Source organism: Streptomyces sp. KL109B, assembly GCF_030766935.1.
Lineage (GTDB): Bacteria > Actinomycetota > Actinomycetes > Streptomycetales > Streptomycetaceae > Streptomyces.
In genome coordinates, this window is sequence record NZ_JASERL010000013.1 from 259,228 (window position 1) to 284,345 (window position 25,118).

Below are 25,118 nucleotides of genomic sequence, written 5' to 3' on the forward strand. Positions count from 1 at the left end.
CCGCGCGGCGGGGCGGCTCAGCTGTGCGTGAGCTGCCTGGTCCCGCCGCGCCCGCGTATGTTGACCGAGTCCGGCCGTGCGACGCCACGGCGCTTGGCCGTGCGGCGGGCCTGGCGGCGCTCCCTGCGCAACTGCCGGGCCGTGCTGGCCGGGACCGAGACGACGCCGGCCCGCTGGTTCCACACCTGGCGCGTCACCCAGACGTCCAGGACGCCCCACGTCGCCACGACCGTGCTGCCCACGCTGCTCAGCACCATGGGGAACGCCAGCCAGGAGTCGGCCAGCGTGCACAGCACGGCGATCATGGCTTGGACCAGGGTGAGCGCGACTATCAGGACGGCCCGCACCGCGGCCGTCCGTACCGGATCGGGCATCCGGCGCCGACTCGCCGGCTCCTCGACCCACAGTCCATTCCGCTCCGCCGTGCCCATCGCCACGTCACTCCCCACCGCTCCCGGGTCTTCGACGACCCTCAAGCCGATGCCCCCGCACCGACACTGCACAGTGACTGCCCGAATTGCCGTGCTTTATTGCCGTGCTCTCGCGATTGCCGCGCTCTCGTGATGCCCTATGTGATGAAGACGAACGGTGGGCCGTGAAGATTCCCGTTCCGGCGAACTCGACCGAACGCGACCGGTCCAAACGGAAGGTACGCCCAGTTCCGGCCAACACCTCAGGCAGACAGGCCGATTGTTGCCGCCGCCGGAGCCGCTCCCCAGCGGATGGAATCTCCCGCAATGCCGGACAACTCGTGATGTCTGCACCGCAGTTCGCCTGAACAGCATCCGGACAGGTCTTCGAGTTGTTCCTGTCTCAGTAGTAGGCTCGCGCCGTTTGTTGACGCACGTGTGTGCCCCTGAAGACAGGGGGCCGATCTGGGGGAGGCCATGCGCTTTCGCGGGAAGTCCATCCGCCGGAAGATCGTGGCGTTGTTGCTGGTGCCGTTGCTGTCCCTGACGGCCATTTGGGCCTTCGCCACGGTGATCACGGGCCGCGCCGCCATCCAGCTGATCTCGGCGGGCAAGGCGATCGACTCGGTCGCCTACCCCCTCGTCGACACGGGCCGCTCCCTGCAGGCGGAACGCCGCCAGACGCTCGTCTATCTCGCCGACCCCCGCGCCTCCGACGCCCAGTCGGCGCTGCGCGCCAAGCGGACGGCGGCCGACGAGTCGATCACCCGGATCAAGGGGAAGGTGCGCGACGGCGACGCCCGCGACGACCTGGACAGCGACGCGCGAGGCTCCCTCGACGCCGCCGTCGAGGGACTGGAAGGCATCGAGTCGCTGCGCCGGAACGTCGACGAAGGCACCGTGACCCGCGCCCAGGCCCTCGAGTTCTACAACCGCCTGATCGCGCCGACGTACGACTTCCTGCTCGACCTCACCGCCCTCGACGACGCGAAGGTGGAACGCGAGGCGCGCGCCCTCGTCGGCGTGCTCAAGGCGCGCGAACTCCTGTCCCAGGAGGACGCCCTGGTCGGTTCGGGCCTGGTCGCCCGCCGGTTCACCCAGAAAGAACTGCGTCAGGTCTCCGACCTCGTGGCCCAGCGCTCCCTCCTCTACGAGACCAACCTCGCGCTGCTGCCCGACTCCGAACGCTCCCGCTTCCAGCGGTACTGGCGCAGCCCCGACACCAATCCGCTGCGCGTCGCGGAGGAAGCGGTCGTCAACGGAACGCCCGGCACGCCGAAGGGCGTCACCGCGCGGAGCTGGGACAAGGCGTCCCAGCCGGTGCTCGAGGAACTCGTCGACCGGGACACCGCCGCGACCGAGCGCTATCAGGACCGGGCCCGCCCGGAAGCCGTCGGGGTCCTGGTGCGAGCCGGGGTCGCCGGAGTGCTGGGCCTGGTCGCGCTGCTCGTCTCCCTGTACCTCTCCGTACGCATCGGCCGCGCGCTCGTCCGTGACCTGCGCCGACTCCGCCTGGAAGCGCACGAGGCCTCCGGAGTGCGACTGCCTGGAGTGATGCGGCGCCTCGCCGCGGGCGACCAGGTCGACGTGGAGACCGAGGCGCCGCGCCTCGAATACGACAGGGACGAGATCGGGCAGGTCGGCCAGGCGCTCAACACCCTGCAGCGCTCGGCCGTCGAAGCCGCCGTCAAGCAGGCCGAGTTGCGCCGAGGCGTCTCCGAGGTCTTCGTCAACCTCGCCCGGCGCAGCCAGGTCCTCCTGCACAAACAGCTCACGCTGCTCGACGCCATGGAGCGCAGGACCGAGGACACCGACGAACTCGCCGACCTGTTCCGCCTCGACCACCTCACCACCCGCATGCGCCGCCACGCGGAAGGCCTCGTGATCCTGTCCGGCGCCGCTCCGTCCCGGCAGTGGCGCAGGCCCGTCCAGCTCATGGACATCGTGCGGGCCGCCGTCGCCGAGGTGGAGGACTACGAGCGCATCGAGGTACGGCGGCTGCCGCGGATCGCCGTGACCGGCCCCGCCGTCGCCGACCTCACCCACCTCGCCGCCGAACTCCTGGAGAACGCCACGGTGTTCTCGCCGCCGCACACCGCCGTGCAGGTGCTCGGCGAGCGCGTCGCCAATGGCTTCACGCTGGAGATCCACGACCGGGGCCTCGGCATGGCCCCCGACGCGCTCCTCGACGCCAACCTGCGGCTCGCCGAGACACCGGAGTTCGAACTCTCCGACACCGACCGGCTCGGCCTCTTCGTGGTCAGCCGCCTCGCCCAGCGGCAGAACATCCGCGTCTCCCTCCAGCCCTCGCCCTACGGCGGTACCACCGCGGTCGTCTTCATCCCGGACTCCCTCCTCACGGACGCCCCCGACACCGAAGGCGCCGGTTTCCGCCTCGACCGCCCCAACGCCGTCCGCCGCACGCCGACTTCGACGAACCGGCCCCCCGCGGACACCGTGGCCGGGCTCCCTGGCCTTCCGGCCTCCGTGCTCGACGGACCGGTCGAGCTCGAGGCCCCGCTGACGACCTCCGACATGACCGAGTTCCCCGGAGCCATCGGCGACGAGGACAGCGAGCGCGGCGGCCTGTTCCGCCCCCGTCGCGCCCTGACCGGTCCGTCGGGCGAGCAGCACCAGCAGGCCGAGGACGACGGCCCAGGAGGCGACCGCCCGGACGGTTCCCGCCGCATGGGTGGCCCGCGCCGCCCCGGCAGGCGCGACGGGCAGGAGCGGGACGGCGGCCGGGGCCGGGACGAGCAGGACGCCCGCCCGGACGGGCCGCTGCCGCTCCCGCGCCGGCGCGTCCCCAAGCTCGTCAGCTCGCACGGCCGGACCGTCACCCACAGCAGGCCCGGCGAGACGGACCGCAGCGCGCCCGAACCGGGTGAGCGGCACGACCGGGGCAGCGGCGACGGACCGAGCGACACCCCCGCGGGCCTGCCCAGGCGCCGCACCCGCGCCGCCGAGGAGCCGACGGCACCGCGTGAGGCCGCCGGAACCACGGAGAAGGCCGAGAGCCCCGAGCCCGCCACCGACGACCAGCGGCAGACAACCACGCCCGGCGCCACACCGGACACACCCCCCGGCGGTCTGCCCCGCCGCGTCCGGCAGGCCAACCTGGCCCCGCAGTTGAAGGACGGCCCGGACCTGCGCGGCGACCGCGCGGCACCGGCCGACGACAGAACACCCTCCGTACGGCCCGCCGACCGGGACGCCGACGAGGTGCGCAGCCGTATGGCCTCGCTCCAGCGCGGCTGGCGGCGCGGCCGTGCGGAGAACACCGCGGGCGATGAACGCGCCGACGGGACAGCACAAGGAACGAACTCTGAGGGGGACGGTCGATGACCGCGCCGAAGGCCAATGCGCAGACCACGAGCGGTATCGTCGGCGAGCTGAACTGGCTCCTGGACGAACTGGTCGAGCGTGTCGCCGGCATCCGCAAGGCGATGGTGCTCTCCGGTGACGGGCTGCCCACGGGCGTCTCCGAGGGACTCAGCCGCGAGGACAGCGAACACCTCGCCGCCGTGGCCTCCGGATTCCACAGCCTCGCCAAGGGCGTCGGCCGGCACTTCGAAGCGGGGGGCGTCCGGCAGACGGTCGTCGAGCTCGACGACGCCTTCCTGTTCGTCACCGCCGCGGGGGACGGCAGCTGCCTCGCGGTCCTGTCCGAAGCGGATTCCGATGTCGGCCTCGTCGCCTACGAGATGACCCTGCTGGTCAAGCGGGTCGGAGCACATCTGGGGACGGCCCGGCGCACGGATCTGCCCGCCGGAGGGTAGTGGGTTGGCATGAGACCAGACGGTCAGGAGACGCATCACTGGTTCGACGACGACGCGGGACCCGTCGTTCGTCCGTACGCCATGACGCGCGGCCGCACCACCAGCGCGGCCCAACACCGGCTCGACCTGATCGCCGTCGTCGTCGCCGAACAGCACGAACGCGACGCGGCGAAGGACCAGACGCTGTCGCCGGAACACGTCGACATCGTCGAACTCTGCCAGGACAGCCCGCAGTCCGTGGCCGAGCTCGCCGCGGAACTGGACCTCCCGATAGGGGTGGTCCGCGTCCTCATAGGGGACCTCGTCGACGACGAACTCGTCCATGTGACCCGCCCCGTCCCACCTGCGGAGCTGCCCGACGCGAGTATTCTCCGCGACGTGATCGACGGCCTCAGAGCGCTCTGATCCGACAGCGACAGCGACAGGAACAGCAACGGCAACAGCGGAGCCTGCGGGGCACAGGAATGGGGCGGACGGCGGGAGACACACGTGGCAGGCTGGCAGTTCTGGATCGACCGAGGCGGAACCTTCACGGATGTCGTCACCAAGCGGCCCGACGGCCGCCTGGTGACACACAAACTGCTCTCCGACAATCCGTCGCGCTACGCGGACCCGGCCGTCTTCGCGATCCGTGAACTCCTCGGCGAGCACACGGAGTCGGCGCCTGTGGCCGGAGCGGGTGAACCCATCGACTCCGTCCGCATGGGCACAACGGTCGCCACCAACGCCCTCTTGGAGCGGCGCGGCGAACCGACCGCCCTCGTCATCACCCGCGGCTTCCGCGACGCCCTGCGGATCGCCTACCAGAACCGGCCCCGCATCTTCGCCCGCCGCATCGAGCTGCCCGAACTGCTCCACGAGCGCGTCATCGAGGTCGACGAACGCGTGGACGCCCAGGGCGAGGTGCTCACCCCGCTCGACCTCGACTCCCTCGAAGCGGCCCTGCGCCGGACCTACGAGGACGGCATTCGGGCCGTCGCCGTCGTCTGCCTGCACAGCCACCTCCACCCGGACCACGAGCGCGAGATCGGCGCCCTCGCCGAGTGCGTCGGCTTCCCGCAGATCTCGCTGTCCAGCGAGGTCAGCCCACTCATGAAGGTCGTGCCACGCGGCGACACCGCCGTGGTCGACGCCTACCTGTCGCCCGTCCTGCGCCGCTACGTCCGCCAGGTCGCCGACCAACTCCCCGACGTATGCCTGATGTTCATGCAGTCCAACGGCGGGCTCGCGGAGGCCGGTCAGTTCCGCGGCAAGGACGCCATCCTGTCCGGGCCCGCGGGCGGCATCGTGGGCATGGCCCGGATGTCGGGCCGAGCGGGCTTCGACCGGGTCATCGGCTTCGACATGGGCGGCACCTCCACGGACGTCTCGCACTTCGCGGGCGAGTACGAGCGGGTCCTCACCACGCGGATCGCCGGGGTGCGGCTGCGAGCGCCCATGCTCGACATCCACACCGTCGCCGCGGGCGGCGGCTCCGTGCTGCACTTCGACGGCAGCCGCTACCGCGTCGGCCCCGACTCGGCAGGCGCGGTGCCCGGCCCCGCCTGCTACCGGGGCGGCGGCCCGCTGACGGTCACCGACGCCAACGTCGCCCTCGGGCGCGTCCAACCCGCGTACTTCCCCCACGTGTTCGGCCCCGAAGGCGACCAGCCGCTCGACGACGAGCTGGTACGAGACCGCTTCGCCGCCCTCGCCACCGAGATCCGCGAACGGACCGGCGACGAGCGCACCCCGGAGCAGGTCGCCGAGGGCTACCTCCAGGTCGCCGTGGCGAACATCGCGAACGCCGTGAAGCGCATCTCCGTACAGAAGGGCCACGACGTCACCCGCTACGCCCTCACCACCTTCGGTGGTGCGGGTGGCCAGCACGCGTGCAAGGTCGCCGACGAACTCGGCATCCGCACCGTCCTCGTACCGCCCATGGCGGGCGTCCTGTCGGCGCTCGGCATCGGGCTCGCCGACACGACGGCCATGCGGGAGCAGTCCGTCGAGGCCACCGTCGACACCTCCTCGATGCCGCACATCCTGAAGACCGCCGACGATCTGGAGAGCGCCGCACGCGAGGAACTGCGCGCCGAGGACGTCCCGGAGGAGCGCATTCGGATCGTGCGCAGGGCACAGCTCCGCTATGACGGCACGGACACCGCGCTCACCGTGGAACTCGCCGAACCCGACACCATGACCCGCGCCTTCGAGAAACGTCATCGCGCTCACTACTCCTTCACCCTCGACCGACCGCTCGTCGTCGAATCACTCTCCGTAGAGGCCACTGGCCTGACCGATCCCCCCGATCTCTCGCATCTCGCGCCCCGCGCCACCGCTTCTACCGCTCCCAATGCTTCGACCGCCCCGGCCGCCGTCCGCCTGCACACCGGCGGGGCCTGGCGGGACGTACCCCTCCACCACCGGGCCCAACTCCCGCCCGGCGAGCCCGTCGAGGGGCCGGCGGTCATCGCCGAGGACGGCTCGACGACCGTCGTCGACGACGGATGGCGGGCGGCCCTCGCGGACGACGGCCACCTGATCTTGAAACGCTCGGTGATTACAGAGAGTTCCGATTCGAGCGCTGAAGTCGACGCATCACTCGATCCGGTGAGGCTCGAGGTCTTCAACAACCTCTTCATGTCGATCGCGGAACAGATGGGCGCCCGGCTCGAGTCGACCTCGCAGTCCGTCAACATCAAGGAACGCCTGGACTTCTCCTGTGCCCTCTTCGACCCCGACGGCAGCCTCGTCGCCAACGCCCCGCACATTCCCGTGCACTTGGGCTCCATGGGCACGAGCGTCAAGGAGGTCATCCGACGCCGCGCCGCGACCATGCGGCCCGGCGACACCTACGCCGTCAACGACCCGTACCACGGCGGCACGCACCTGCCCGACGTCACCGTGATCACCCCGGTCTTCGACACGGCCGGTGACCGGATCCTGTTCTACGTCGCCTCACGCGGGCATCACGCGGAGATCGGCGGCATCGCCCCCGGCTCCATGCCCGCGAACAGCCGCACCATCGACGAAGAAGGAGTGCTCTTCGACAACTGGCTGCTCGTGGAGGCCGGCCGGTTCCGCGAGGAGGAGACGCTGCGCCTGCTCACCGAGGCGCCGCACCCCACCCGCAATCCGCGCACGAACCTCGCCGACCTCCGCGCTCAGATCGCCGCCAACCAGAAGGGCGTCGACGAAGTCGCCCGCATGATCGAGAACTTCGGCCTGGACGTCGTGCTCGCCTACATGAAGCACGTACAGGACAACGCCGAGGAATCCGTACGTCGTGTCATCGACGCCCTGGAGGACGGCGAGTTCGGCTACGAGACCGACTCCGGCGCGGTCATCCGCGTCCGGGTCGGCGTGGATCGCGGGCAGCGCAGCGCCACCATCGACTTCACCGGCACCTCCGCCCAGCTGGACACGAACTTCAACGCCCCGTTCGCTGTCGTCAACGCCGCCGTCCTGTACGTCTTCCGGACGCTCGTCGACGACGACATCCCGCTCAACGACGGCTGCCTGCGCCCCCTGAACATCGTCGTGCCGCCCGGCTCCTTCCTGTCACCGGAGCCGCCCGCCGCGGTCGTCGCGGGCAACGTGGAGACCTCACAGGCCATCACCGGCGCCCTCTACGCGGCCCTGGGCGTGCAGGCCGAGGGCTCCGGCACCATGAACAACGTCACCTTCGGAAACGCGCGCCACCAGTACTACGAGACGGTGGCCTCCGGCTCCGGCGCCGGAGACGGCTTCCCCGGAGCACCCGTCGTACAGACCCACATGACCAACTCACGGCTCACCGACCCCGAGGTCCTCGAATGGCGGCTGCCCGTCCTCTTGGAGGAGTTCACGGTGCGGCGCGGCAGCGGGGGAGCGGGCCGCTGGCGGGGCGGCGACGGCGCCGTGCGGCGCATCCGCTTCCGTGAGCCGATGACCGTCTCCACGCTGTCCCAGCACCGCAGGGTGCCGCCCTACGGGATGGCGGGCGGCGCACCCGGAGCGCTCGGCGCCAACTCCGTGGAGCGCGTGGACGGCACCGTCAACCGGCTCGACGGCAGCGACACGGCCGACGTGGCCCCCGGCGACGTACTCGTCGTCGAGACGCCCGGAGGCGGCGGCTATGGGCCGCCCGACGCGAACAGCAGCACCCGACACAGCGACATCAGCGAGGCAGGAGAGACAAAACCATGATCTTCGGGCGTTCTGAGCGCCGCAAGGCCCCCGTCGAGCCCGTGACGCTCAAGATCCTGGTGGCCGGAGGCTTCGGTGTGGGCAAGACGACGCTGGTCGGCGCGGTGAGCGAGATCCGGCCGCTGCGCACGGAGGAACTTCTTACGGAGGCGGGCCGCCCTGTAGACGACATCGCGGGCGTCGAACGCAAGAGCACCACTACGGTGGCGATGGATTTCGGCCGGATCACGCTCCGCGACGACCTGGTGCTGTACCTCTTCGGCACGCCGGGCCAGGACCGTTTCTGGTTCCTGTGGGACGAGTTGTCGACCGGCGCGCTCGGGGCCGTCGTCCTCGCGGACACCCGCCGCCTGGAGGACTGCTTCGCCGCGGTCGACTACTTCGAGAAGCGCTCCATACCGTTCATCGTCGGCGTCAACTGCTTCGACGGTGCCGACCGTTACCCCGCCGACGCGGTCCGGCAGGCGCTCGACCTCGACGAGGACGTTCCGGTGGTCCTGTGCGACGCGCGCGACAAGGAGTCGGTCAAGGAGGTCCTGATCAGCGTCGTCGGGCACGCGGCGAACGCGGCCGAACACAAGCAGCCCGCGGGGACCTGAGCACACGAAGCGGCGGTCCGCACCCCCGCCGACCGGGGTCCGAACCGCCGCATACGCGCGCGTGCATGGCTGTACCTCACCACGCGCGCGTGCACACGCGCGTGGACGTGGTCTACGCGCCGTCCTCGTGCCAGCCGAGGCTCTTGTCCACGGCCTTGCGCCAGTTGTGGTACTCGCGGTCCCGAACGCCCGCGTCCATCGCGGGAGTCCACTCGGCGTCGCGCTGCCAGTGCGCCTTGAGCTCGTCCAGGTCGTTCCACACGCCCGTCGCGAGCCCGGCGGCGTACGCGGCGCCCAGACACGTCGTCTCGGAGACCCTGGGCCGGATCACGGGCACGCCCAGGACGTCCGCCTGGTGCTGCATGAGGAGGTTGTTCTTCGTCATGCCGCCGTCGACCTTCAGGGTCGTGATCTGCACCCCGGAGTCCTGGTACATGGCGTCGACGACCTCACGGGTCTGCCAACTCGTCGCCTCCAGGACGGCACGTGCCAGGTGCGCCTTGGTGACGTACCTGGTGAGGCCGGTGACGACGCCGCGCGCGTCGGAGCGCCAGTAGGGCGCGAACAGGCCGGAGAACGCGGGCACGATGTAGGCGCCGCCGTTGTCGTCCACGCTCGCGGCGAGCGTCTCGATCTCGTCGGCCGTCTTGATGATGCCGAGCTGGTCGCGGAACCACTGCACCAGCGCGCCGGTGATCGCGATCGACCCTTCGAGGCAGTACACGGGCGCCTCGGAGCCGATCTTGTACCCCATGGTGGTGAGCAGCCCGCTCTTCGAGGGCACCGGCCGGTTGCCGGTGTTGAGCAGCAGGAAGCTTCCCGTCCCGTAGGTGTTCTTCGCGGTCCCGGTGTCATAGCAGGCCTGCCCGAACACGGCCGCCTGCTGGTCGCCGAGCGCCGAGGCCACCGGCACGCCGGCCAGTTGCCCGACCGCTGTTCCGTAGACCTCCGCGGACGAACGGATCTCGGGAAGCATCGACTCCGGGACGCTCATCGCCGACAGGATCGACGGGTCCCATTGGAGCGTCTCCAGGCTCATCAGCATGGTGCGCCCGGCGTTCGTGACGTCGGTGACGTGCACGCCGCCGTCGGTGCCGCCCGTGAGGTTCCAGATGAGCCACGAGTCGATCGTGCCGAAGGCGAGTTCGCCGCGCTCGGCCCTGGCCCGCAGCCCCGGCACATTGTCGAGCAGCCAGGCCGCCTTCGGCCCGGAGAAGTAGCTCGCCAGGGGCAGGCCGGTCGTCTCGCGGAAACGGTCCTGCCCGTCGGCGCCGCCCAACTCGTTGCACAGCGCGGAGGTCCGCGTGTCCTGCCACACGATCGCGTTGTGCACCGGCTTTCCGGTCGCCCGGTCCCAAAGGACCGTCGTCTCACGCTGGTTGGTGATGCCCAGGGCGCTGAGCTGGTCCGCGCGCAGCCCCGCCTTGGCGATCGCGCCCGCGACCACGGCCTGGACCTTGGACCAGATCTCGGTGGCGTCGTGCTCGACCCAGCCCGGCTTCGGGAAGATCTGGCGGTGTTCGCGCTGGTCGACGGCGACGATCTCGCCGTCCTGGTTGAAGATGATGCAGCGGCTCGAGGTCGTGCCCTGATCGATGGCGGCGACGTACTTCACGGAAGTGTCGGGCATGGCTACCCCTTCGTGAGAAGACGGTCGGGAGTGCTTCTGCGCTTCGGAACGCTGCGGCGTATCAGGCGGCGTATCAGGCTGTGTGTCAGGCGGTGTGTCAGAACGCCGCGTTGTAGATGAGCCCCGCCAGCGCGCCGCCGACGAGCGGTCCGACGACCGGGACGAGGGCGTAACTCCAGTCGGACGTCCCCTTGTTGGGAATGGGCAGGAACTGGTGCACGATGCGCGGCCCCAGGTCGCGCGCGGGGTTGATCGCGTACCCCGTCGGCCCGCCGAGCGACAGACCGATGCCGACGACGAGGAGCGCCACGATCAGCACCTGCGTACCGGACTCGCCGAGCCCCTTGGTGAGCCCGAACGCCAGGATGGGCAGGACCAGGCCGATCGTCGCGATGATCTCGGTGAGCAGGTTCGCGACCAGGTTCCGGATCTCGGGGATCGTCGAGAAGATGCCGAGCGTCGGCGTCGGACCGTCCTCCGTGCCGCCCTCGCCCGACGCGACGTTGGCGTTGAACTGCGCGAGATACACCAGGTAGGCGAGGACGGCGCCGATCATCGCGCCGACCATCTGGCCGAGCAGATAGATCCAGACCTTGTCCCACTTGCCGGTGTCGACCGCGATGCCGATGGTGACCGCGGGGTTCAGGTGACCACCCGACAGCGGCGCGGCCGTATAAGCCCCGGCCAGCACGCCGAAGCCCCAGCCGAACGCGATGACGACCCAGCCGGAGGCCTTCGCCTTGGAGTGTTTCAGGGTGACGGCGGCGCAGACGCCCGCGCCGAACAGGATCAGGATGGCGGTGCCGATGACCTCACCGACGAAGATGTCTCCGTTGCTCATGGCGGCTCCTAGGCCCTCGCCCGGGGGCATTGCTCCCCGGTCCTCCGTGCAGGGTGCGTTTCCCATGGCTGGTTCTGAACTACGGCAGCCGAAGGCAGGGGAGCCCCGCGCCCCGCCCGGCATCCGTGACGAGCGTGCCCGTACAGCCGGAACCACACGTGGGGGAGCGGCCCTGACCTGCCACACCCCGGCAGGAATACGCACCTGGGGCAGCGAGGACCCCGAGCAGCGGTAGGCCGATTTGCGGCGATGCCGACTGACACCCGGAAGTGTTCACCGGCCGTACTGGAGCGTCAAGGTCGCGGACGGCAACGGTTAATCGGCGGCGCGGGCTCCTCTCCGAGGGGGCGCCGAAGCCGTGGCGTGCGCGCCGCGGCGCACGTCGAAACCTTCGCGCCCCGCCTGCCCGCACACCCAACTCGCCCCGGTGAGCGCCTTCGCGGCCTTCTTCAGCGGGGCGAGCAGCGCGGCGGCGCGCCGGTGGTCCGGCACGCTGCCCGGCGGGCACACCACGGTGGCCAGCGACAGGGTCACCGCTCTGCCGCCGGCCGACCAGGGGGCGTCGAGCACTTCGGCCGCCAGCGGACTGAGCCGCTCCGGATCGGCGAGGACCAGGAAGTCGTCGCCGCCGATGTGCCCCACCCGCACGGCCTCCGACTCCGTACGCGAGAGAGCCCGCCCCACGGACCGGATCAACTCGTCGCCTGCCGCGAACCCCGCGCCGTCGTTGACCTGCTTGAACCCGTCGATGTCCAGCCAGCTCAGGGCGAAGCCGCGGCCCTGTGCCAGCCAGCGGTCCAGCTCGCCAGTCACGGCGTCCGAACCCGGAAGCCGCGTCAGGGGGTTGAGCCCGGCAGCCTCCTCGACCCGGCTCTCGGCCAGCGCCCGTACGAGGTCGGTGAGGCGTACGACGCCCACGCAGCGCCCCGCGTCGTCCACCACGGCGACATCGTCCGCGGTGCGGGCGTCATCGCCGTCCGCGACCACGTCGAGCACCTCCCAGGCGGTCGCGGTGACGCCCACCGTGCGCGGCCGGTCGCCGAGCCGCGCGGCGGGCCGGTCGGCGTACAGTGCGTGCCCGTAGCGCGTGGACAGCGACAGCAGGAAGCGGTCCCGCTGCACCGACCGCACGGGCACCCCGGCCGCGTTCACGAGCAGCACCCCGGACACCTCGGCCGCCCCGGTGAGCCGCCGCCGCACCTGCTCCGCGGAGGCCGACTCGGGCAGCAGCGCCGCGGGCCGCACGAAGTCCCGCACCGGCGGCCCGGCAGGTCGCGACGCACCGGTTCCCGCGGGTAGTTCGGGGACGTACACCTCGCTGATCGGCAACCGGGCCGCCGGAGCGAACAGGTCGCCCTGCGCGAGCTGCGCCCCGGCGCCCCTGGCCGCGGCGAACTGCGTCTCCGTCTCCACGCCCTCGACGGCGAGCAGCGCGCCGAGCTCCTCGCACAGCGTCCGCATGGCCCGCACCGTCGCCCCGCGCGACAGCAGCGAGGCGTCGAGCTTGACCAGGTCGGGCGCCAGATCGTCGAGCAGCCGCAGCGGTACGTCGCCGTCCCCCACGCCGTCCGCGCAGACCCGGAAGCCCTCCTTGCGTAGCACCGCGACGCCCTCCAGGAGCGCACGGTGCGGCACGTGTGTGAAGGGCGGACCCACATCGACCGTCACCTCCCAAGGCAACCTGCCCACGTCCCGCACCGCGCACCGCAGCGCGTCGAGACCGCCCAGGTCGGCGAGCGTGCCCGCGAACACGTTCACGTGCAGCGGCAGCAGCGTCTCCCGGCGCGCGGCCTCGCGGATCGCCAACGCGGCGAGTTCGCCGTCGAGTTCGGGCTCGCGACGTGCCCGCGCGAGCACACCGCCCGACTCGGGGCGGGCGAGTATCTCCAGGGCCGCCGCCGATCCCGTGGCCAGATTGACCACGGGCTGGAAGGCGAAGCGGAGGCTGTCCGACCAGGTGCGCACGGCAGCATGATGGCGTCACACGGACCCCATGAGGGCCGGTTCACGCGCTGTTCACGCAGCATTCCCGCACGACCACGCTGCGTACGCATACGGTGCTCGGCGCGCCGCCGCGCTACGTACGCATGCAGCGCTCAGCGCACCGCCACGCTGCGTACGCATACGTGGGTCAGCGCACCGCGACGACCGACGAACCGTGGCCGAACAGGCCCTGGTTGGCCGTGATGCCGACCCTGGCCCCGGCCACCTGCCGCTCGCCCGCCGCGCCCCGCAGCTGCCATGTCAGCTCGCAGACCTGGGCGATCGCCTGCGCCGGAACCGCTTCCCCGAAGGAGGCGAGGCCGCCGCTGCTGTTGACGGGTATTCGGCCGCCGGGAGCGGTCGCGCCCTCCCGCAGCATCTTGGCGCCCTCGCCCTCGCCGCACAGCCCCAGGTCCTCGTACCACTGCAACTCCAAGGCCGTGGACAGGTCGTAGACCTCTGCCAGGGAGAGGTCCTCCGGGCCGATTCCCGCCTCCTCGTAGGCGGCGCGGGCGATCGAGGCGCGGAATGTGGGGCCTTCCGGTGCGACCCCGGCGGCCGAGTCTGTGGCGATGTCCGGGAGGTCGAGCACGGTGTTCGGATACGTCGGCGTCACCGTCGACACGGCCCTGATGCGGACCGGATCCGCCGCACCGTGCCGCCGCGCGAACTCCATGCTGGACAGCACCAGCGCCGCACCGCCGTCCGACGTGGCACAGATGTCGAGCAGCCGCAGCGGATCGGCGACCACGGCGGAGGCGGCGACCTCCTCGGCCGTCACCGTCTTGCGGTAGCGCGCGTTCGGGTTGAGCTTGCCCGATGCCGCGTTCTTCACCTTGACCTGGGCGAAGTCCTCGAGCGTGTCGCCGTGCACGGCCATCCTCCGGCGCGCGTACAGACCGAAGTACGTCGGGTTGGTCGCCCCGAGCGCGCGGAAGCGCAGCCAGTCGGGATCGTCCGGGCGGTCGCCGCCCGCGGGCTTGAAGAACCCCTTGGGTGCGGCGTCTGCCCCCACCACGAGCACGACGTCCGCGAGGCCCGAAAGGATCTGCGCCCGCGCGGTGTTGACCGCCTGTGCCCCCGAGGCGCAGGCCGCGTACACGCTCGCCACGCGCGCGCCCTGCCACCCGAGCGCCTTGGCGAACGTCGCGCCCGCCACGTAGCCGGGATAGCCGCCGCGCACCGTGTCCGCGCCGACGATCGAGCCCACGTCGCGCCAGTCGACCCCGGCGTCGGCGAGCGCGGCCCGCGCCGCCGCGACCCCGTACTCGACGAAGCTCCGCCCCCACTTGCCCCACGGGTGCATGCCCGCGCCGAGAACCGCCACGTCCCCCGTCATGCCGTCACCCCCGTCGGCCGCCAGTGCCACGTCGTCCACGTCGTCCCGGTCGCCTCGTCCCCTTCCTCGTTCAGCACACCCGGTACGACCTCCACCTCCATGCCGACCGCGAGATCGGCCACGGAGACGCCCGGAGCCCCCTGCCCGAGCACGACCAATCGCTCGGCTTCAAGCTCCACAGCGATCAACGGGTAGGGCTCCCACGGAAGTTCCCGATCCGACACATACGGTTCCGGCGGCCGGTATCTGGCGTCCGTGTACGACCAGACGCGTCCTCGGCGCGACAGGGGCTGCTCGACCAGGTCGCCACTCCCGCACGCGGGATTGCGGCACGCCCCGTCCTCGCGCGGAAAGAACACCGACGCACACGCGGAACAGCGTGTGCCCAGAAGGCGGAAGTCGTCCCCCTCTCCGGTGAACCAATCGGCCACGACAGGTGTACGCGTACGCGCCACAGCGCCTCCCCTGCAATGAATCTGACGGAACGTCAGAAGTGTGCCACGGGGAACCGAATGACGTCAGGGGGCCCGCAGAACCGTCCACGTCCGGCCGGCGTCCGTGTAACGGTGAGGGTGCGACCGGGACCCACGGGGGTGCTTCCGGTCGCACCCGTCACCTCACCGCCCCGTCAGCGAACGCCTGGAGATCGGAAAGTCGAAGTACGTGTCCGGAAACAGCTCGGGCTTGTACGTGTAGTGCCACCACTCCTCAGGCAGATTCACGAACCCCTGAGCGCCGAGCGCGTCGCGCAGCAGATCCCGGTTGGCCCGCTGCACCCCCTTGATGCGCGGGTCGTCCGTGTGGGCGAGCGTGTCGAAGCAGTCGAAGCCCGTCCCCATGTCCAACGAGTTGTCGGGGAAGCGTTCCTCCTTGGGCCCGTAGCAGGGCGTGAGCTTCTCCCCGGGCACATAAGGACGCGTGGGCTGGGCGGGCAGCTTCACGACGGTCAGATCCAGGGTGGAACCACGACTGTGACCCGACTTCTCCGCGATGTAACCGTCCGCGAACAGGCGGGTCTTGTCGACGCGGGGATAGAACTCCGCCTTCATCCTCTGGTCGTCGAGGTCCTTCGCCCAGCGGACGAAGTGGTCGACCGCGCGCTGTGGCCGGTAACAGTCGTACACCTTCAGGGAGTAGCCCTCCTTCAGGAGGCCGAGCTGTGCCCTGTGGAGCGCCTGCGCGGCAGGTCTCGTGAGGAGGCACATCGGCTTCTTGTAGCCGTCGACGCGCTCACCGACGAAGTCGTGCGCCGTGTAGTAGCGCATCTCCTGGATGATCGTGGGATCGACGTCATGGAGAGCCACGAAATCCTTGGGCGCCTTGGGGTCGGGCGTCGCCTCGGCGGCCGAAGGGGCAGCGGCCACCCCTAGCAGTGCGGCGGCGGTCACGGCGGCGAGTTTCCGCAGAGCGGTAGAGGCTCGATTCATGGATCAGCTCCTATCAGGAGGCGGACCGGTCGGGGAAGACCGGCACCCGGTGATCGGATACAGTCCGCGCCGTGTCCGCATCAACCCATCCCACGCTCAACCCCGTTCCGGATTCCCACTGTTCGAGCTGTGGGGCCGCCTACGGACCCGAGGTGCACGGCTGGCCCCGCACCTGCCGGGCCTGCGACTTCGTCGCCTACCGCAACCCGCTCCCCGTGGCCGTTGCCCTGCAGCCCGTGTACGACACCGTCGGCACGGCACTCGTCGCGATCACCCGAACCATCGCCCCAGCGCGCGGGGAGCCCGCGCTGCCCGGCGGCTTCATCGACGACCGGGAGGACTGGAGGCGGGCCGTCGTCCGCGAACTCCAGGAGGAGACGGGCATCGTCGCCGCGGCACGCGACGTACGCCTCGTGGACGCCATGAGCGCCCCGGACGGCCACCTCCTGCTCTTCGGCCTCCTGCCCGAGCGCCCGGCAGGCTTCCTGCCCGCCAGCGCGCCCACCGACGAGACGGACGGCTGGCACCTCCTGCGCCGCCCGGCCGAACTGGCCTTCCCCCTCCACACGCTGGCGGTGAAGGCCTGGTTCGAAGGCCGCTACGTGTAGGCGTCACGCGCGCGCGGGCGCAGCCTCCATGCGGCGCGAACCGCTCACAGGCCGCGCACGCGCACCGGGTACCGCGGTGCGCACTCGCCGTTCTCCCGGTCCGCCTCGACCACCACACGCCCCTCGCTCCAGCGTGCCCGGAACCGCTCGATCTCCGGCTCCTCCCAGCCGTCCCCGACCTCACGTGCCGCGTGTCCGCCGCCCGAACGCCCGGGCGCCGGCGCCCACGCCTCCAAGGCGATGCCGCCGTCCGGCTCGCGCACGGGAAGAACCGCCCCACCACGCGCGAGCACCGGGATGCGCGACAGCGGTGCGTCCACCGTGACCTGTCCAGGCCCCTCGAACGCCTGACCGGTCGCGGTGTCGTACCAACGCCCCGGTGGCAGCCGCACGGTGCGGCGGTCGACTCCCGGCTCCAGGACGGGGGCCACCAACAGGCAGTCGCCCAACAAGAAGGCGTCCTCGCAGTCCCGCAACGCCCTGTCCTCCGGAGCGCCCCACCACAAGGGCCGCACATACGGGGCGCCAGTGCGCCGGGCGAGACGCGCGAGGGTCATGAAGTACGGAGAGAGGCGACGCCGCTCCTCCAGCACCACGCGCGCGTGCCCGAGCACCTCCTCACCGAACACCCACGGCTCGCGCCGGCCCGCCCGCAGCGCCGAATGAGTACGGAACAGCGGCATGTAGGCGCCCATTTGGAACCAGCGGACAAACAGCTCCGCTGACGGCATCCCGTCGAACCCGCCCACATCAGGCCCCGAATACGGCACCCCGCACAACCCGAGCCCCACCACCAAGGAGAGCGAGGCACGCAGTCCGGCCCACTCGGTGGCGACATCCCCCGACCACGTCCCTCCGTAGCGCTGCAACCCCACCCAACCGGACCGCGAGAACAGGAACGGCCGCTCCTGCGGCTGCAGTTCGCGCAGCGCCTCGTAGCCCGCGCGCGCCATGCACAGCGCGTACACGTTGTGCGCCTCCCGATGGTCTCCGCCGCGCCCCTCGACCGCGTGGCGCGACGAACGGGGGAGCGTCGGCTCACCGAACGCCGCGAAGGACACCGGCTCGTTCATGTCGTGCCAGAAGCCGGAGAAACCCTGCGCGAGACGCTCCTCGTAGAGACCGCCCCACCACTTGCGCACCCGCTCCGCTGTGAAGTCCGGATACATCGACTCACCGGGCCACACGACCCCACGCACCGGCCGCCCCTTCGCGTCGTGCACGAAGGCGTCGATCGCCCGCCCTCCGTCGTACACGGCATTGCCCCGCTGCGCCTTGACCGCCGGATCGACGATCGACACCAACCGGACCCCCTCACCGCGCAACTGTTCGGCCATCCTGGGCAAGGAGGGAAACCGCTCGCGGTCCACGGTGAAGACCTGCCGCGCCGCGAGGTGATCGATGTCCAGATGGACCGCCTCCAAGGGCAGATCGCGCTCCCTGTAGCCGGCCACGACGCGACGCACCTCCTGCTCGCTCCCGAACCCCCACCGCGCGTGCTGGTGGCCCAGCGCCCAGCCCGGAGGCACCGTCGGCGCACCGGTCAACTGAGTCCATACGTGCAGTACGCGCGCGGGGGTACCCACCACCACCCAGCAGCGCAACGGGCCGCCCTCCATGCTCAGTTCCGACGTCCCGGCGCAGTCGTGCCCGGAGCCCGCGCCCTCGCGGCCCTCACGGAGGCCGACGACCCCGTCCCAGGTGTTGTCGTGGAACACCAGGTGCGTCCCGGCGTCCGCGACCACCATCTGCACCGGCATCGTCAGCGACAGCGGATCGTCCCGCGGACCGAACGAACCGCCCGGATCCGTGTTCCACAACCGGTACGTCGCATCGCGCAGCCGCGGGCCGCAGGCGCGCCCTCCCAGACCGAAGAAGCGCGCGTCCGCGGCGACCTCGGAACGCTGCGCCCAGCGCGCCTCGCCGCCGTCCTCGGGCTCCCACCAGCGCGGCGGCAGATCGCGGCGCAACAGCACCCCGCCAGGCGTACGCACCTCCAAGGCGCCGTGCCGGGAGACCACGACGGTCACCCGCTCGGACACCACCCGCCAGCCACCGTCCTTGTCCGGCTCGAGCACCGCCCGCGAATCCGCCTCTGGGCACACCCCGGCAAGCCCGTACGAGGGCTCGGGTTCGGCACCGTCCCAGCCCCAGAAGAGAGCACCGCTCACCGTGACCGTGATGCGCAGCCGGGACCGCGTGAACCGCACCAGACCGCCACCCGGCTCGGGCGTCACACCGACCACGGAGCCCGGGACCCTGGCTCGCTGGGGACCCCGCCGGCGCAGCCCCACGGAGTCCGCGCGACGATGCCGCCACGACGCCCGCACGGCGCGCAGCCCTTGGGGCGACCCCACAAACGAGATCGTCTTCGCCAAGCGCACCAGGTCACGACCATCCATGCTGCTCACCCTGCCACCGAGGCGCACGCGTGCGTGCCGCGTTCAACTGCCGTTCACCCGTGGTGACAGCACATCTTCGCGAGGCTGACTATGTGGGGTACACCCTGGTGCCGAAGTCGATCACGTGGCATCGTCCAGTGAGCCGCGTCAGGCGCACACTCCGCGGTGCGCGCCAGAGACGCACACGCCGCGTATTTCCTGGAGCCGCATCATGTCCACCGCGAACCCGTCACCGCTCTGGCAGCCCGACCGGCAGCAGATCGCCGACGCCCAGATCACACGGTTCCAGGCCTGGGCGGCCGAACAGCACGGCGCGCCCGCCGAAGGCGGCTACGAGGCGCTGCACCGCTGGTCGGTCACCGAACTCGAAACGTTCTGGAAGGCCGTCACCGAGTGGTTCGACGTGCGCTTCACGCACCCCTACGCGCGCGTGCTCGGCAGCCGCGCCATGCCCGGCGCCGAGTGGTTCCCGGAAGCCACGCTCAACTACGCGCAGCACGCCCTGCGCACGGCGGACGACCCCACGCGCGCGGACACCCCCGCGATCCTCCACGTGGACGAGACCCACGAACCCCGCCCCGTCACCTGGGCCGAGCTGCGCCGGCAGGTCGGCTCCCTGGCCGCGGAACTGCGCGCCCTCGGCGTCCGCCCGGGCGACCGCGTCAGCGGCTACCTGCCCAACATCCCCGAGGCCGCCGCCGCCCTCCTCGCCACAGCGGCCGTCGGAGCCGTCTGGACCTCCTGCGCCCCCGACTTCGGCGCACGCAGCGTCCTGGACCGCTTCCAGCAGGTGGAGCCCGTCGTCCTGTTCACCGTCGACGGCTACCGCTACGGCGGCAAGGAGCACGACCGCCGCGACACCGTTCAGGAGCTCCGCGACGAACTGCCCTCCCTGCGCGCGGTGGTACACATCCCGCTGCTCGGCACCAAGGCCCCCGAAGGCGCCCTGGAGTGGTCCGACCTCACCTCCGCCGACGTCACGCCCGTCTACGAAGAGGTGCCCTTCGACCACCCGCTGTGGGTGCTCTACTCCTCAGGCACCACTGGCCTCCCCAAGGCCATCGTCCAGTCGCAGGGCGGCATCCTCGTCGAACACCTCAAGCAGATCGGCCTGCACTGCGACCTCGGCCCCGACGACCGCTTCTTCTGGTACACGTCCACGGGCTGGATGATGTGGAACTTCCTCGTCGGCGGCCTGCTCACCGGCACCACGATCGTCACCTACGACGGCAGCCCCGGATACCCCGAGACCGGCGCTCAGTGGGCGATCGCCGAACTCACCGGAGCAACCTTCTTCGGCACCTCCGCCGCGTACGTCATGGCCTGCCGCAAGGCCGACGTGCACCCCGCGCGCGACCACGACCTCTCCCGCGTCAAGTGCGTCGCCACCACGGGCTCCCCGCTCCCGCCGGACGGCTTCCGCTGGCTCCACGACGAGGTGCGCGACGACCTCTGGATCGCCTCGGTCAGCGGCGGCACCGACGTCTGCTCCTGTTTCGCCGGAGCCGTACCCACGCTCCCCGTCCACATCGGCGAGCTCCAGGCGCCGGCCCTCGGTACGGACCTCCAGGCATGGGACCCCTCGGGCACCCCCCTGACCGACGAGGTCGGCGAACTCGTCGTCACCAACCCGATGCCGTCCATGCCGATCCGCTTCTGGAACGACCCCGACGGCAGCCGCTACCACGACAGCTATTTCGACACCTACCCCGGAGCCTGGCGCCACGGGGACTGGATCACGCTGACCACGCGCGGCTCCGTCGTCATCCACGGCCGCTCCGACTCCACCCTCAACCGCCAGGGCGTCCGGATGGGCTCCGCCGACATCTACGAGGCCGTGGAGCGCCTCCCCGAGATCCGTGAGTCACTCGTCATCGGCCTGGAACAGCCCGACGGCGGCTACTGGATGCCCCTCTTCGTCCACCTCGCCCCGGGCGCCGCACTCGACGACGCACTGCGTTCCCGCATCAAGCAGGTCATCCGCGAACAGCTCTCTCCGCGCCACGTGCCCGACGAGGTCATCGAAGCCCCCGGCGTCCCGCACACCCTCACCGGAAAGCGGATCGAGGTCCCCGTCAAGCGCCTGCTCCAGGGAACCCCGCTGGAAAAGGCCGTGAACCCCGGCTCCATCGACAACCTCGAACTCCTCAAGTTCTACGAGGAGATCGCCCGCAAGCGCGCCTGACGACGTCACCGAGCGTCGCGTTGTCAGTGCCCCCGATTACTCTGAGTGAGTAGTAGTCAAGCGCACTCAGGGGGAATCATGGGGCAGACGCAACCCAGCCGGACGACCAGCATGCGGCGCGTCCTTCGCCGCGAAGTAGCGGGAACCATCGGCCTGTTGGCCGACGAGCAGGACTTCGCGGCGATGCGGCGCTACCGCAGCTTCACCTTCGACGACCACACGACGTACCTGCGCCAAGTGGAAGGACTCCTCAAGACCCTGGCCGCGGCCGGGGGACACACCACGGTCACCCTCTTCGACCCGTCCGAGTTCGCGGAGTTCTGCACGGCGGAGGGCCTGGACCCGGACAGCTCCACGAGCCGCACGCGATTCACCGCGGAACTCGCCGCGACGGGCCCCGGAATCGCCTACCAGGGGCAGCCCCTGGCAGACCTCGTCCCCGAACTCGTGGAAGAGGCCGTCCGCCAGGCGACCTGGGATTACGCGACATCCGTCCTGTCCCGCACGGGGCCCTGCGCCGCGTGCGGGCAGGACATCGGACGAATGGCCTTCGCCAGGGCCTCGTTCCTCGTCGCCCGAGTGATCGACGCGATCGGCGAGGGCGCCCACCACTGGGTCTGCAGCGTGCTCACCGACAGGGAGTCGCTGCACGCCGTACTCCGCATCGACGCCGGCGAACCCGGCACGGTCAGGGTCGACGAGTCCGCGGCCATGGAGGTCACCGCCGTACTGGCGCTGGCGATCGTCACGCGACGAGCTTCCGCCGTCATCGTGCGCAGCGTGGCCACAGGCGAGGAAGCCCGGGTCTACGGCTGGCACCTGAAAGAGGAAGCGCTCCAACCGATCCCCGCGGGCCGGGTCTTCGACGCCTACTGCACCGACGCGGACTCCGGTGAACTCTCCGCTCCGGAACCAGGCGTGAACTACTGCACCGCACCAGCAGTGGACGACACGAAGCAGGAAGGGCGGCACCGCCACTGATCCCTGCGGACATGCGCGGAGGGCGCCCCGCCCAAAGGCGGAGCGCCCTCCGAAGACACCGATCGTGCCGAGCGTGCTCGGTTACTCGCCGGACAGCACGGCCTGAGCCGCGTTGCGCGCTTCCTCGGCGGACTCGGCCGCACGCGCGGCAGCGGCCGCTCGCTCGCACTGCGCCAGCGTGTACTTGGCGAGCGTCGCCCGCACGTACGGAATCGAAGCGGCACCCATGGAAAGGGAGGTGACACCCAGACCGGTCAGGACACACGCGAGCAGCGGGTCGGACGCGGCCTCACCGCAGACGCCACAGCTCTTGCCCTCGGCCTTCGCCGCCTCGGCGGACAGCGAGACCAGGTCGAGCAGCGCGGGCTGCCACGGGTCCTGCAGACGCGAGACGGCGCCGACCTGACGGTCCGCGGCGAACGTGTACTGGGCCAGGTCGTTGGTGCCGAGCGACAGGAACTCGACCTCCTGCAACACCGACCGGGCACGCAGGGCGGCGGACGGAATCTCCACCATCGCGCCGAACTTCGCCTGCAGACCGGCCGCACGGCAGGCATCGGCGAACGCCTTGGCGTCGGCGCGGTCGGCCACCATCGGAGCCATGACCTCGAGGTAGACCGGAAGCCCCTCGGACGCCTTCGCCAGCGCGGTCAGCTGCGTGCGCAGCACCTCCGGGTGGTCGAGCAGCGTCCGCAGGCCCCGCACGCCCAGAGCCGGGTTGGGCTCGTCGCCGGGCGTCAGGAAGTCCAGGGGCTTGTCGGCGCCCGCGTCGAGCACACGCACCACGACGCGGCCCTGGGGGAACGCCTCCAGCACCTGCCGGTACGCCTCGACCTGCTTCTCCTCGGACGGCGCGTTCTTGCTGTCGTCCAGGAAGAGGAACTCGGTGCGGAACAGGCCGACGCCCTCGGCGCCCGCCTCCACCGCCGCGGGTACGTCCGCCGGGCCACCGACGTTCGCCAGCAGCGGCACCTTGTGACCGTCGGACGTGGCACCGGGGCCGGTCGCGGCGGCGAGCGCCGCCTTGCGCTCGGCGGCCGCGGCCTCCAACGCGGTGCGCTTCTCCGCACTGGGGTCGACGAAGATCTCACCGGTGCTGCCGTCAACGGCGACGACGGTGCCCTCGGCGAGCTCACCCGCACCCGGGAGAGCCACCACGGCCGGCACTCCAAGGGCGCGGGCCAGGATCGCGCTGTGGCTCGTCGGCCCGCCTTCCTCGGTGATGAAACCGAGCACGAGCGCGGGGTCGAGAAGCGCGGTGTCCGCGGGCGCGAGGTCACGCGCGATGAGCACGTACGGCTTGTCGCTGTCCGGAACACCGGGCATCGGGACGCCGAGAAGCCGGGCCACGATGCGGTTGCGCACGTCGTCGAGGTCCGCGACGCGACCCGCCATGTACTCACCGGCACCGGCGAGGAGCTCGCGATAGTGCGAGAACGCGTCGTAGATCCCGCGCTCGGCCGTGCTCCCGACGGCGATACGACGGTCGACATCGGCCATCAGCTCGGGGTCCTGGGCGATCATGGCTTGGGCCTCGAGCACCGCCTGGGCCTCGCCACCGGCCAGATTGCCGCGCGCCATCAGGTCGGCCGCTACAGCCTCGACGGCCTGGCGGGCGCGCCCCTGTTCGCGCTCGGCCTCTTCCGCCGGGATCTGCTTGGCCGGCGGCTCGAGCACCGCCGTTCCCATGTGCCGAACCTCGCCGATCGCCACACCGTGGCTCACGCCGACGCCTCGCAGCGTTGTCTCCATCTCACCGTCTCCGATAGTGCGGCGAGCGCTGCCGCCGCGTTGATTTTCCAGCCGACCGTCAGTGACGGAGCGTGTCACTTCCAGCCGAAGAGCGCGTCGCCGGCCTTGAGGTCCCCGTCCTCGACTACGTCTGAGAGGGACTCGGCCGTGGCCTCGAGGGCGACGACCGGGCAGATCGGCGACTTGCCGGCGGCCTCGACGGCGGCTGGGTCCCAACGAACCACCGACTGCCCGCGCGTCACGGTGTCGCCCTTGTTGACGAGCAGCTCGAAGCCCTCGCCGTTGAGCTGGACGGTGTCGATGCCCAGGTGCGTCAGCACCCCATGGCCTTCTTCGTCCACCACGACGAAGGCGTGCGGGTGAAGGGACACCACGATGCCGTCAACGGGGGCGACGGCGTCGGACTTCTCGCGCGCGGGGTCAATGGCGGAGCCGGGGCCGACCATCGCACCGGAGAACACCGGGTCAGGAACAGCGGAGAGCCCGATGGCGCGTCCGGTGAGCGGGGACGTCACACTGGTCATGGCAAGCCTCCCAGGGGGCGGAGATTCAGGATCGCCGTCACTGCCTGTCCTGGACGGCGCACTGTTCAGAAGCGTAAGTCATAAAAAGTCCCGGTTCCCTACGAGAGGTACCGGTTGGCGGACGTAGGGGCCGCAGGCAAACGATTTGCGCCGAAGCTCGGGACCGATGTACTGTCGTACCCCTGCCTGGGGGAGTCCGACGCCAACGAGCGTCCAACACTCCGGCAGCATCTATCAAGTCTTAGTTGCATTGCGAACCTTACTTTTGCATGTCTGCAGGGTGTGGTCAGCGGGCCGAGAAAAGACTGATAGTGTTCGATCTCGCCGGAAGAGACCGCGATAGCGGATTCTTCAGGCAGGCGAAAACTTCGAGGAAATCGGCCGGTGAAACGGTCTGATAGAGTCGGAAACGCGAAACAGCAAGAACCAAAAGTAAGATCGAAGGGAAGCGCCCGGAGGAAAGCCCGAGAGGGTGAGTACAAAGGAAG

At 70.7% G+C, this 25,118-nt stretch carries 18 protein-coding genes and 1 pseudogene; 9 read left to right on the forward strand and 10 right to left on the reverse strand.

What is annotated here, in order from left to right; all coding sequences use genetic code 11:
• Nucleotides 1-17: 17 nt before the first annotated feature.
• Nucleotides 18-449: a hypothetical protein gene (locus RBJ65_RS34740; RefSeq protein ID WP_306324280.1), complete on the reverse strand. Its 432-nt coding sequence runs from the start codon at nucleotides 447-449 to the stop codon at nucleotides 18-20.
• 438 nt (nucleotides 450-887) lie between these two features.
• Between RBJ65_RS34740 and RBJ65_RS34745 the strand changes: the two genes are divergently transcribed.
• From RBJ65_RS34745 to RBJ65_RS34765, 5 genes and pseudogenes are all read left to right on the forward strand, one after another.
• Nucleotides 888-3,755, forward strand: coding sequence for a nitrate- and nitrite sensing domain-containing protein (locus RBJ65_RS34745; RefSeq protein ID WP_306324278.1), 2,868 nt, complete (start codon nucleotides 888-890; stop codon nucleotides 3,753-3,755).
• Nucleotides 3,752-4,189, forward strand: coding sequence for a roadblock/LC7 domain-containing protein (locus RBJ65_RS34750; protein ID WP_306324277.1), 438 nt, complete (start codon nucleotides 3,752-3,754; stop codon nucleotides 4,187-4,189). Before RBJ65_RS34745 ends, RBJ65_RS34750 begins: the two co-directional genes overlap by 4 nt.
• 9 nt (nucleotides 4,190-4,198) lie before the next feature.
• Nucleotides 4,199-4,594, forward strand: coding sequence for a DUF742 domain-containing protein (locus tag RBJ65_RS34755; protein ID WP_306324276.1), 396 nt, complete (start codon nucleotides 4,199-4,201; stop codon nucleotides 4,592-4,594).
• An 84-nt stretch (nucleotides 4,595-4,678) separates the two neighbouring features.
• Nucleotides 4,679-8,375 (forward strand): annotated as a pseudogene (locus RBJ65_RS34760) (hydantoinase B/oxoprolinase family protein).
• On the forward strand, nucleotides 8,356-8,958 hold the full coding sequence (locus RBJ65_RS34765) for an ATP/GTP-binding protein (protein WP_306324274.1): 603 nt from the start codon (nucleotides 8,356-8,358) through the stop codon (nucleotides 8,956-8,958). Before RBJ65_RS34760 ends, RBJ65_RS34765 begins: the two are co-directional and overlap by 20 nt.
• 112 nt (nucleotides 8,959-9,070) lie before the next feature.
• Here RBJ65_RS34765 and glpK read toward each other — a convergent pair whose 3' ends face one another.
• Together glpK and RBJ65_RS34775 are read right to left on the reverse strand one after the other, a co-directional pair.
• Nucleotides 9,071-10,588, reverse strand: coding sequence for a glycerol kinase GlpK (glpK, locus tag RBJ65_RS34770; RefSeq protein WP_306324273.1), 1,518 nt, complete (start codon nucleotides 10,586-10,588; stop codon nucleotides 9,071-9,073).
• A gap of 97 nt (nucleotides 10,589-10,685) precedes the next feature.
• Nucleotides 10,686-11,429: an MIP/aquaporin family protein gene (locus RBJ65_RS34775; protein WP_306324272.1), complete on the reverse strand. Its 744-nt coding sequence runs from the start codon at nucleotides 11,427-11,429 to the stop codon at nucleotides 10,686-10,688.
• A 64-nt stretch (nucleotides 11,430-11,493) separates the two neighbouring features.
• On the opposite strand from RBJ65_RS34775, the gene RBJ65_RS34780 reads away from it, so the two are divergent.
• A complete protein-coding gene (locus tag RBJ65_RS34780) occupies nucleotides 11,494-11,664 on the forward strand; it encodes a hypothetical protein (protein ID WP_306324271.1) in 171 nt (56 codons plus the stop codon).
• A gap of 80 nt (nucleotides 11,665-11,744) precedes the next feature.
• Here RBJ65_RS34780 and RBJ65_RS34785 read toward each other — a convergent pair whose 3' ends face one another.
• From RBJ65_RS34785 to RBJ65_RS34800, 4 genes are all read right to left on the reverse strand, one after another.
• Nucleotides 11,745-13,394 (reverse strand): GGDEF domain-containing protein, encoded by a 1,650-nt coding sequence (locus tag RBJ65_RS34785; RefSeq protein WP_306324270.1) that lies wholly within the window; start codon nucleotides 13,392-13,394, stop codon nucleotides 11,745-11,747.
• A gap of 166 nt (nucleotides 13,395-13,560) precedes the next feature.
• Nucleotides 13,561-14,751: a lipid-transfer protein gene (locus RBJ65_RS34790; RefSeq protein ID WP_306324279.1), complete on the reverse strand. Its 1,191-nt coding sequence runs from the start codon at nucleotides 14,749-14,751 to the stop codon at nucleotides 13,561-13,563.
• Nucleotides 14,748-15,206, reverse strand: a complete 459-nt coding sequence (locus RBJ65_RS34795; RefSeq protein WP_306324269.1) for a Zn-ribbon domain-containing OB-fold protein — start codon at nucleotides 15,204-15,206, stop codon at nucleotides 14,748-14,750. Before RBJ65_RS34795 ends, RBJ65_RS34790 begins: the two co-directional genes overlap by 4 nt.
• A gap of 162 nt (nucleotides 15,207-15,368) precedes the next feature.
• The gene (locus RBJ65_RS34800; protein WP_306324268.1) at nucleotides 15,369-16,178 is read right to left on the reverse strand and encodes a M15 family metallopeptidase; all 810 of its coding nucleotides are present in this window, start codon (nucleotides 16,176-16,178) and stop codon (nucleotides 15,369-15,371) included.
• Between the two features lie 71 nt (nucleotides 16,179-16,249).
• Here RBJ65_RS34800 and RBJ65_RS34805 point away from each other — a divergent pair, with 71 nt between their 5' ends.
• The gene (locus RBJ65_RS34805) at nucleotides 16,250-16,786 is read left to right on the forward strand and encodes an NUDIX domain-containing protein (protein WP_306324267.1); all 537 of its coding nucleotides are present in this window, start codon (nucleotides 16,250-16,252) and stop codon (nucleotides 16,784-16,786) included.
• Between the two features lie 44 nt (nucleotides 16,787-16,830).
• Here the strand turns inward: RBJ65_RS34805 and RBJ65_RS34810 are convergent, their stop codons facing one another.
• The gene (locus tag RBJ65_RS34810; protein WP_306324266.1) at nucleotides 16,831-19,188 is read right to left on the reverse strand and encodes a glycoside hydrolase family 31 protein; all 2,358 of its coding nucleotides are present in this window, start codon (nucleotides 19,186-19,188) and stop codon (nucleotides 16,831-16,833) included.
• A 211-nt stretch (nucleotides 19,189-19,399) separates the two neighbouring features.
• On the opposite strand from RBJ65_RS34810, the gene RBJ65_RS34815 reads away from it, so the two are divergent.
• Nucleotides 19,400-21,373, forward strand: coding sequence for an acetoacetate--CoA ligase (locus RBJ65_RS34815; protein WP_306324265.1), 1,974 nt, complete (start codon nucleotides 19,400-19,402; stop codon nucleotides 21,371-21,373).
• 78 nt (nucleotides 21,374-21,451) lie between these two features.
• Nucleotides 21,452-22,354, forward strand: coding sequence for a hypothetical protein (locus RBJ65_RS34820; RefSeq protein ID WP_306324264.1), 903 nt, complete (start codon nucleotides 21,452-21,454; stop codon nucleotides 22,352-22,354).
• A gap of 81 nt (nucleotides 22,355-22,435) precedes the next feature.
• Here RBJ65_RS34820 and ptsP read toward each other — a convergent pair whose 3' ends face one another.
• Nucleotides 22,436-24,106, reverse strand: coding sequence for a phosphoenolpyruvate--protein phosphotransferase (ptsP, locus tag RBJ65_RS34825; RefSeq protein ID WP_306324263.1), 1,671 nt, complete (start codon nucleotides 24,104-24,106; stop codon nucleotides 22,436-22,438).
• A 74-nt stretch (nucleotides 24,107-24,180) separates the two neighbouring features.
• Nucleotides 24,181-24,630 (reverse strand): PTS glucose transporter subunit IIA, encoded by a 450-nt coding sequence (locus RBJ65_RS34830; protein WP_306324262.1) that lies wholly within the window; start codon nucleotides 24,628-24,630, stop codon nucleotides 24,181-24,183.
• Between the last annotated feature and the right edge of the window lie 488 nt (nucleotides 24,631-25,118).

Excerpts from the sequence above, each read along its gene's own strand:
- RBJ65_RS34745 (WP_306324278.1), top strand. The coding sequence starts at position 888 with ATGCGCTTTCGCGGGAAGTCCATCCGCCGGAAGATCGTGGCGTTGTTG.
- RBJ65_RS34750 (WP_306324277.1), top strand. The coding sequence starts at position 3,752 with ATGACCGCGCCGAAGGCCAATGCGCAGACCACGAGCGGTATCGTCGGC.
- RBJ65_RS34755 (WP_306324276.1), top strand. The coding sequence starts at position 4,199 with ATGAGACCAGACGGTCAGGAGACGCATCACTGGTTCGACGACGACGCG.
- RBJ65_RS34765 (WP_306324274.1), top strand. The coding sequence starts at position 8,356 with ATGATCTTCGGGCGTTCTGAGCGCCGCAAGGCCCCCGTCGAGCCCGTG.
- glpK (WP_306324273.1), bottom strand. The coding sequence starts at position 10,588 with ATGCCCGACACTTCCGTGAAGTACGTCGCCGCCATCGATCAGGGCACG.
- RBJ65_RS34775 (WP_306324272.1), bottom strand. The coding sequence starts at position 11,429 with ATGAGCAACGGAGACATCTTCGTCGGTGAGGTCATCGGCACCGCCATC.
- RBJ65_RS34780 (WP_306324271.1), top strand. The coding sequence starts at position 11,494 with ATGGCTGGTTCTGAACTACGGCAGCCGAAGGCAGGGGAGCCCCGCGCC.
- RBJ65_RS34790 (WP_306324279.1), bottom strand. The coding sequence starts at position 14,751 with ATGACGGGGGACGTGGCGGTTCTCGGCGCGGGCATGCACCCGTGGGGC.
- RBJ65_RS34800 (WP_306324268.1), bottom strand. The coding sequence starts at position 16,178 with ATGAATCGAGCCTCTACCGCTCTGCGGAAACTCGCCGCCGTGACCGCC.
- RBJ65_RS34810 (WP_306324266.1), bottom strand. The coding sequence starts at position 19,188 with ATGGATGGTCGTGACCTGGTGCGCTTGGCGAAGACGATCTCGTTTGTG.
- RBJ65_RS34815 (WP_306324265.1), top strand. The coding sequence starts at position 19,400 with ATGTCCACCGCGAACCCGTCACCGCTCTGGCAGCCCGACCGGCAGCAG.
- RBJ65_RS34820 (WP_306324264.1), top strand. The coding sequence starts at position 21,452 with ATGGGGCAGACGCAACCCAGCCGGACGACCAGCATGCGGCGCGTCCTT.
- ptsP (WP_306324263.1), bottom strand. The coding sequence starts at position 24,106 with ATGGAGACAACGCTGCGAGGCGTCGGCGTGAGCCACGGTGTGGCGATC.
- RBJ65_RS34830 (WP_306324262.1), bottom strand. The coding sequence starts at position 24,630 with ATGACCAGTGTGACGTCCCCGCTCACCGGACGCGCCATCGGGCTCTCC.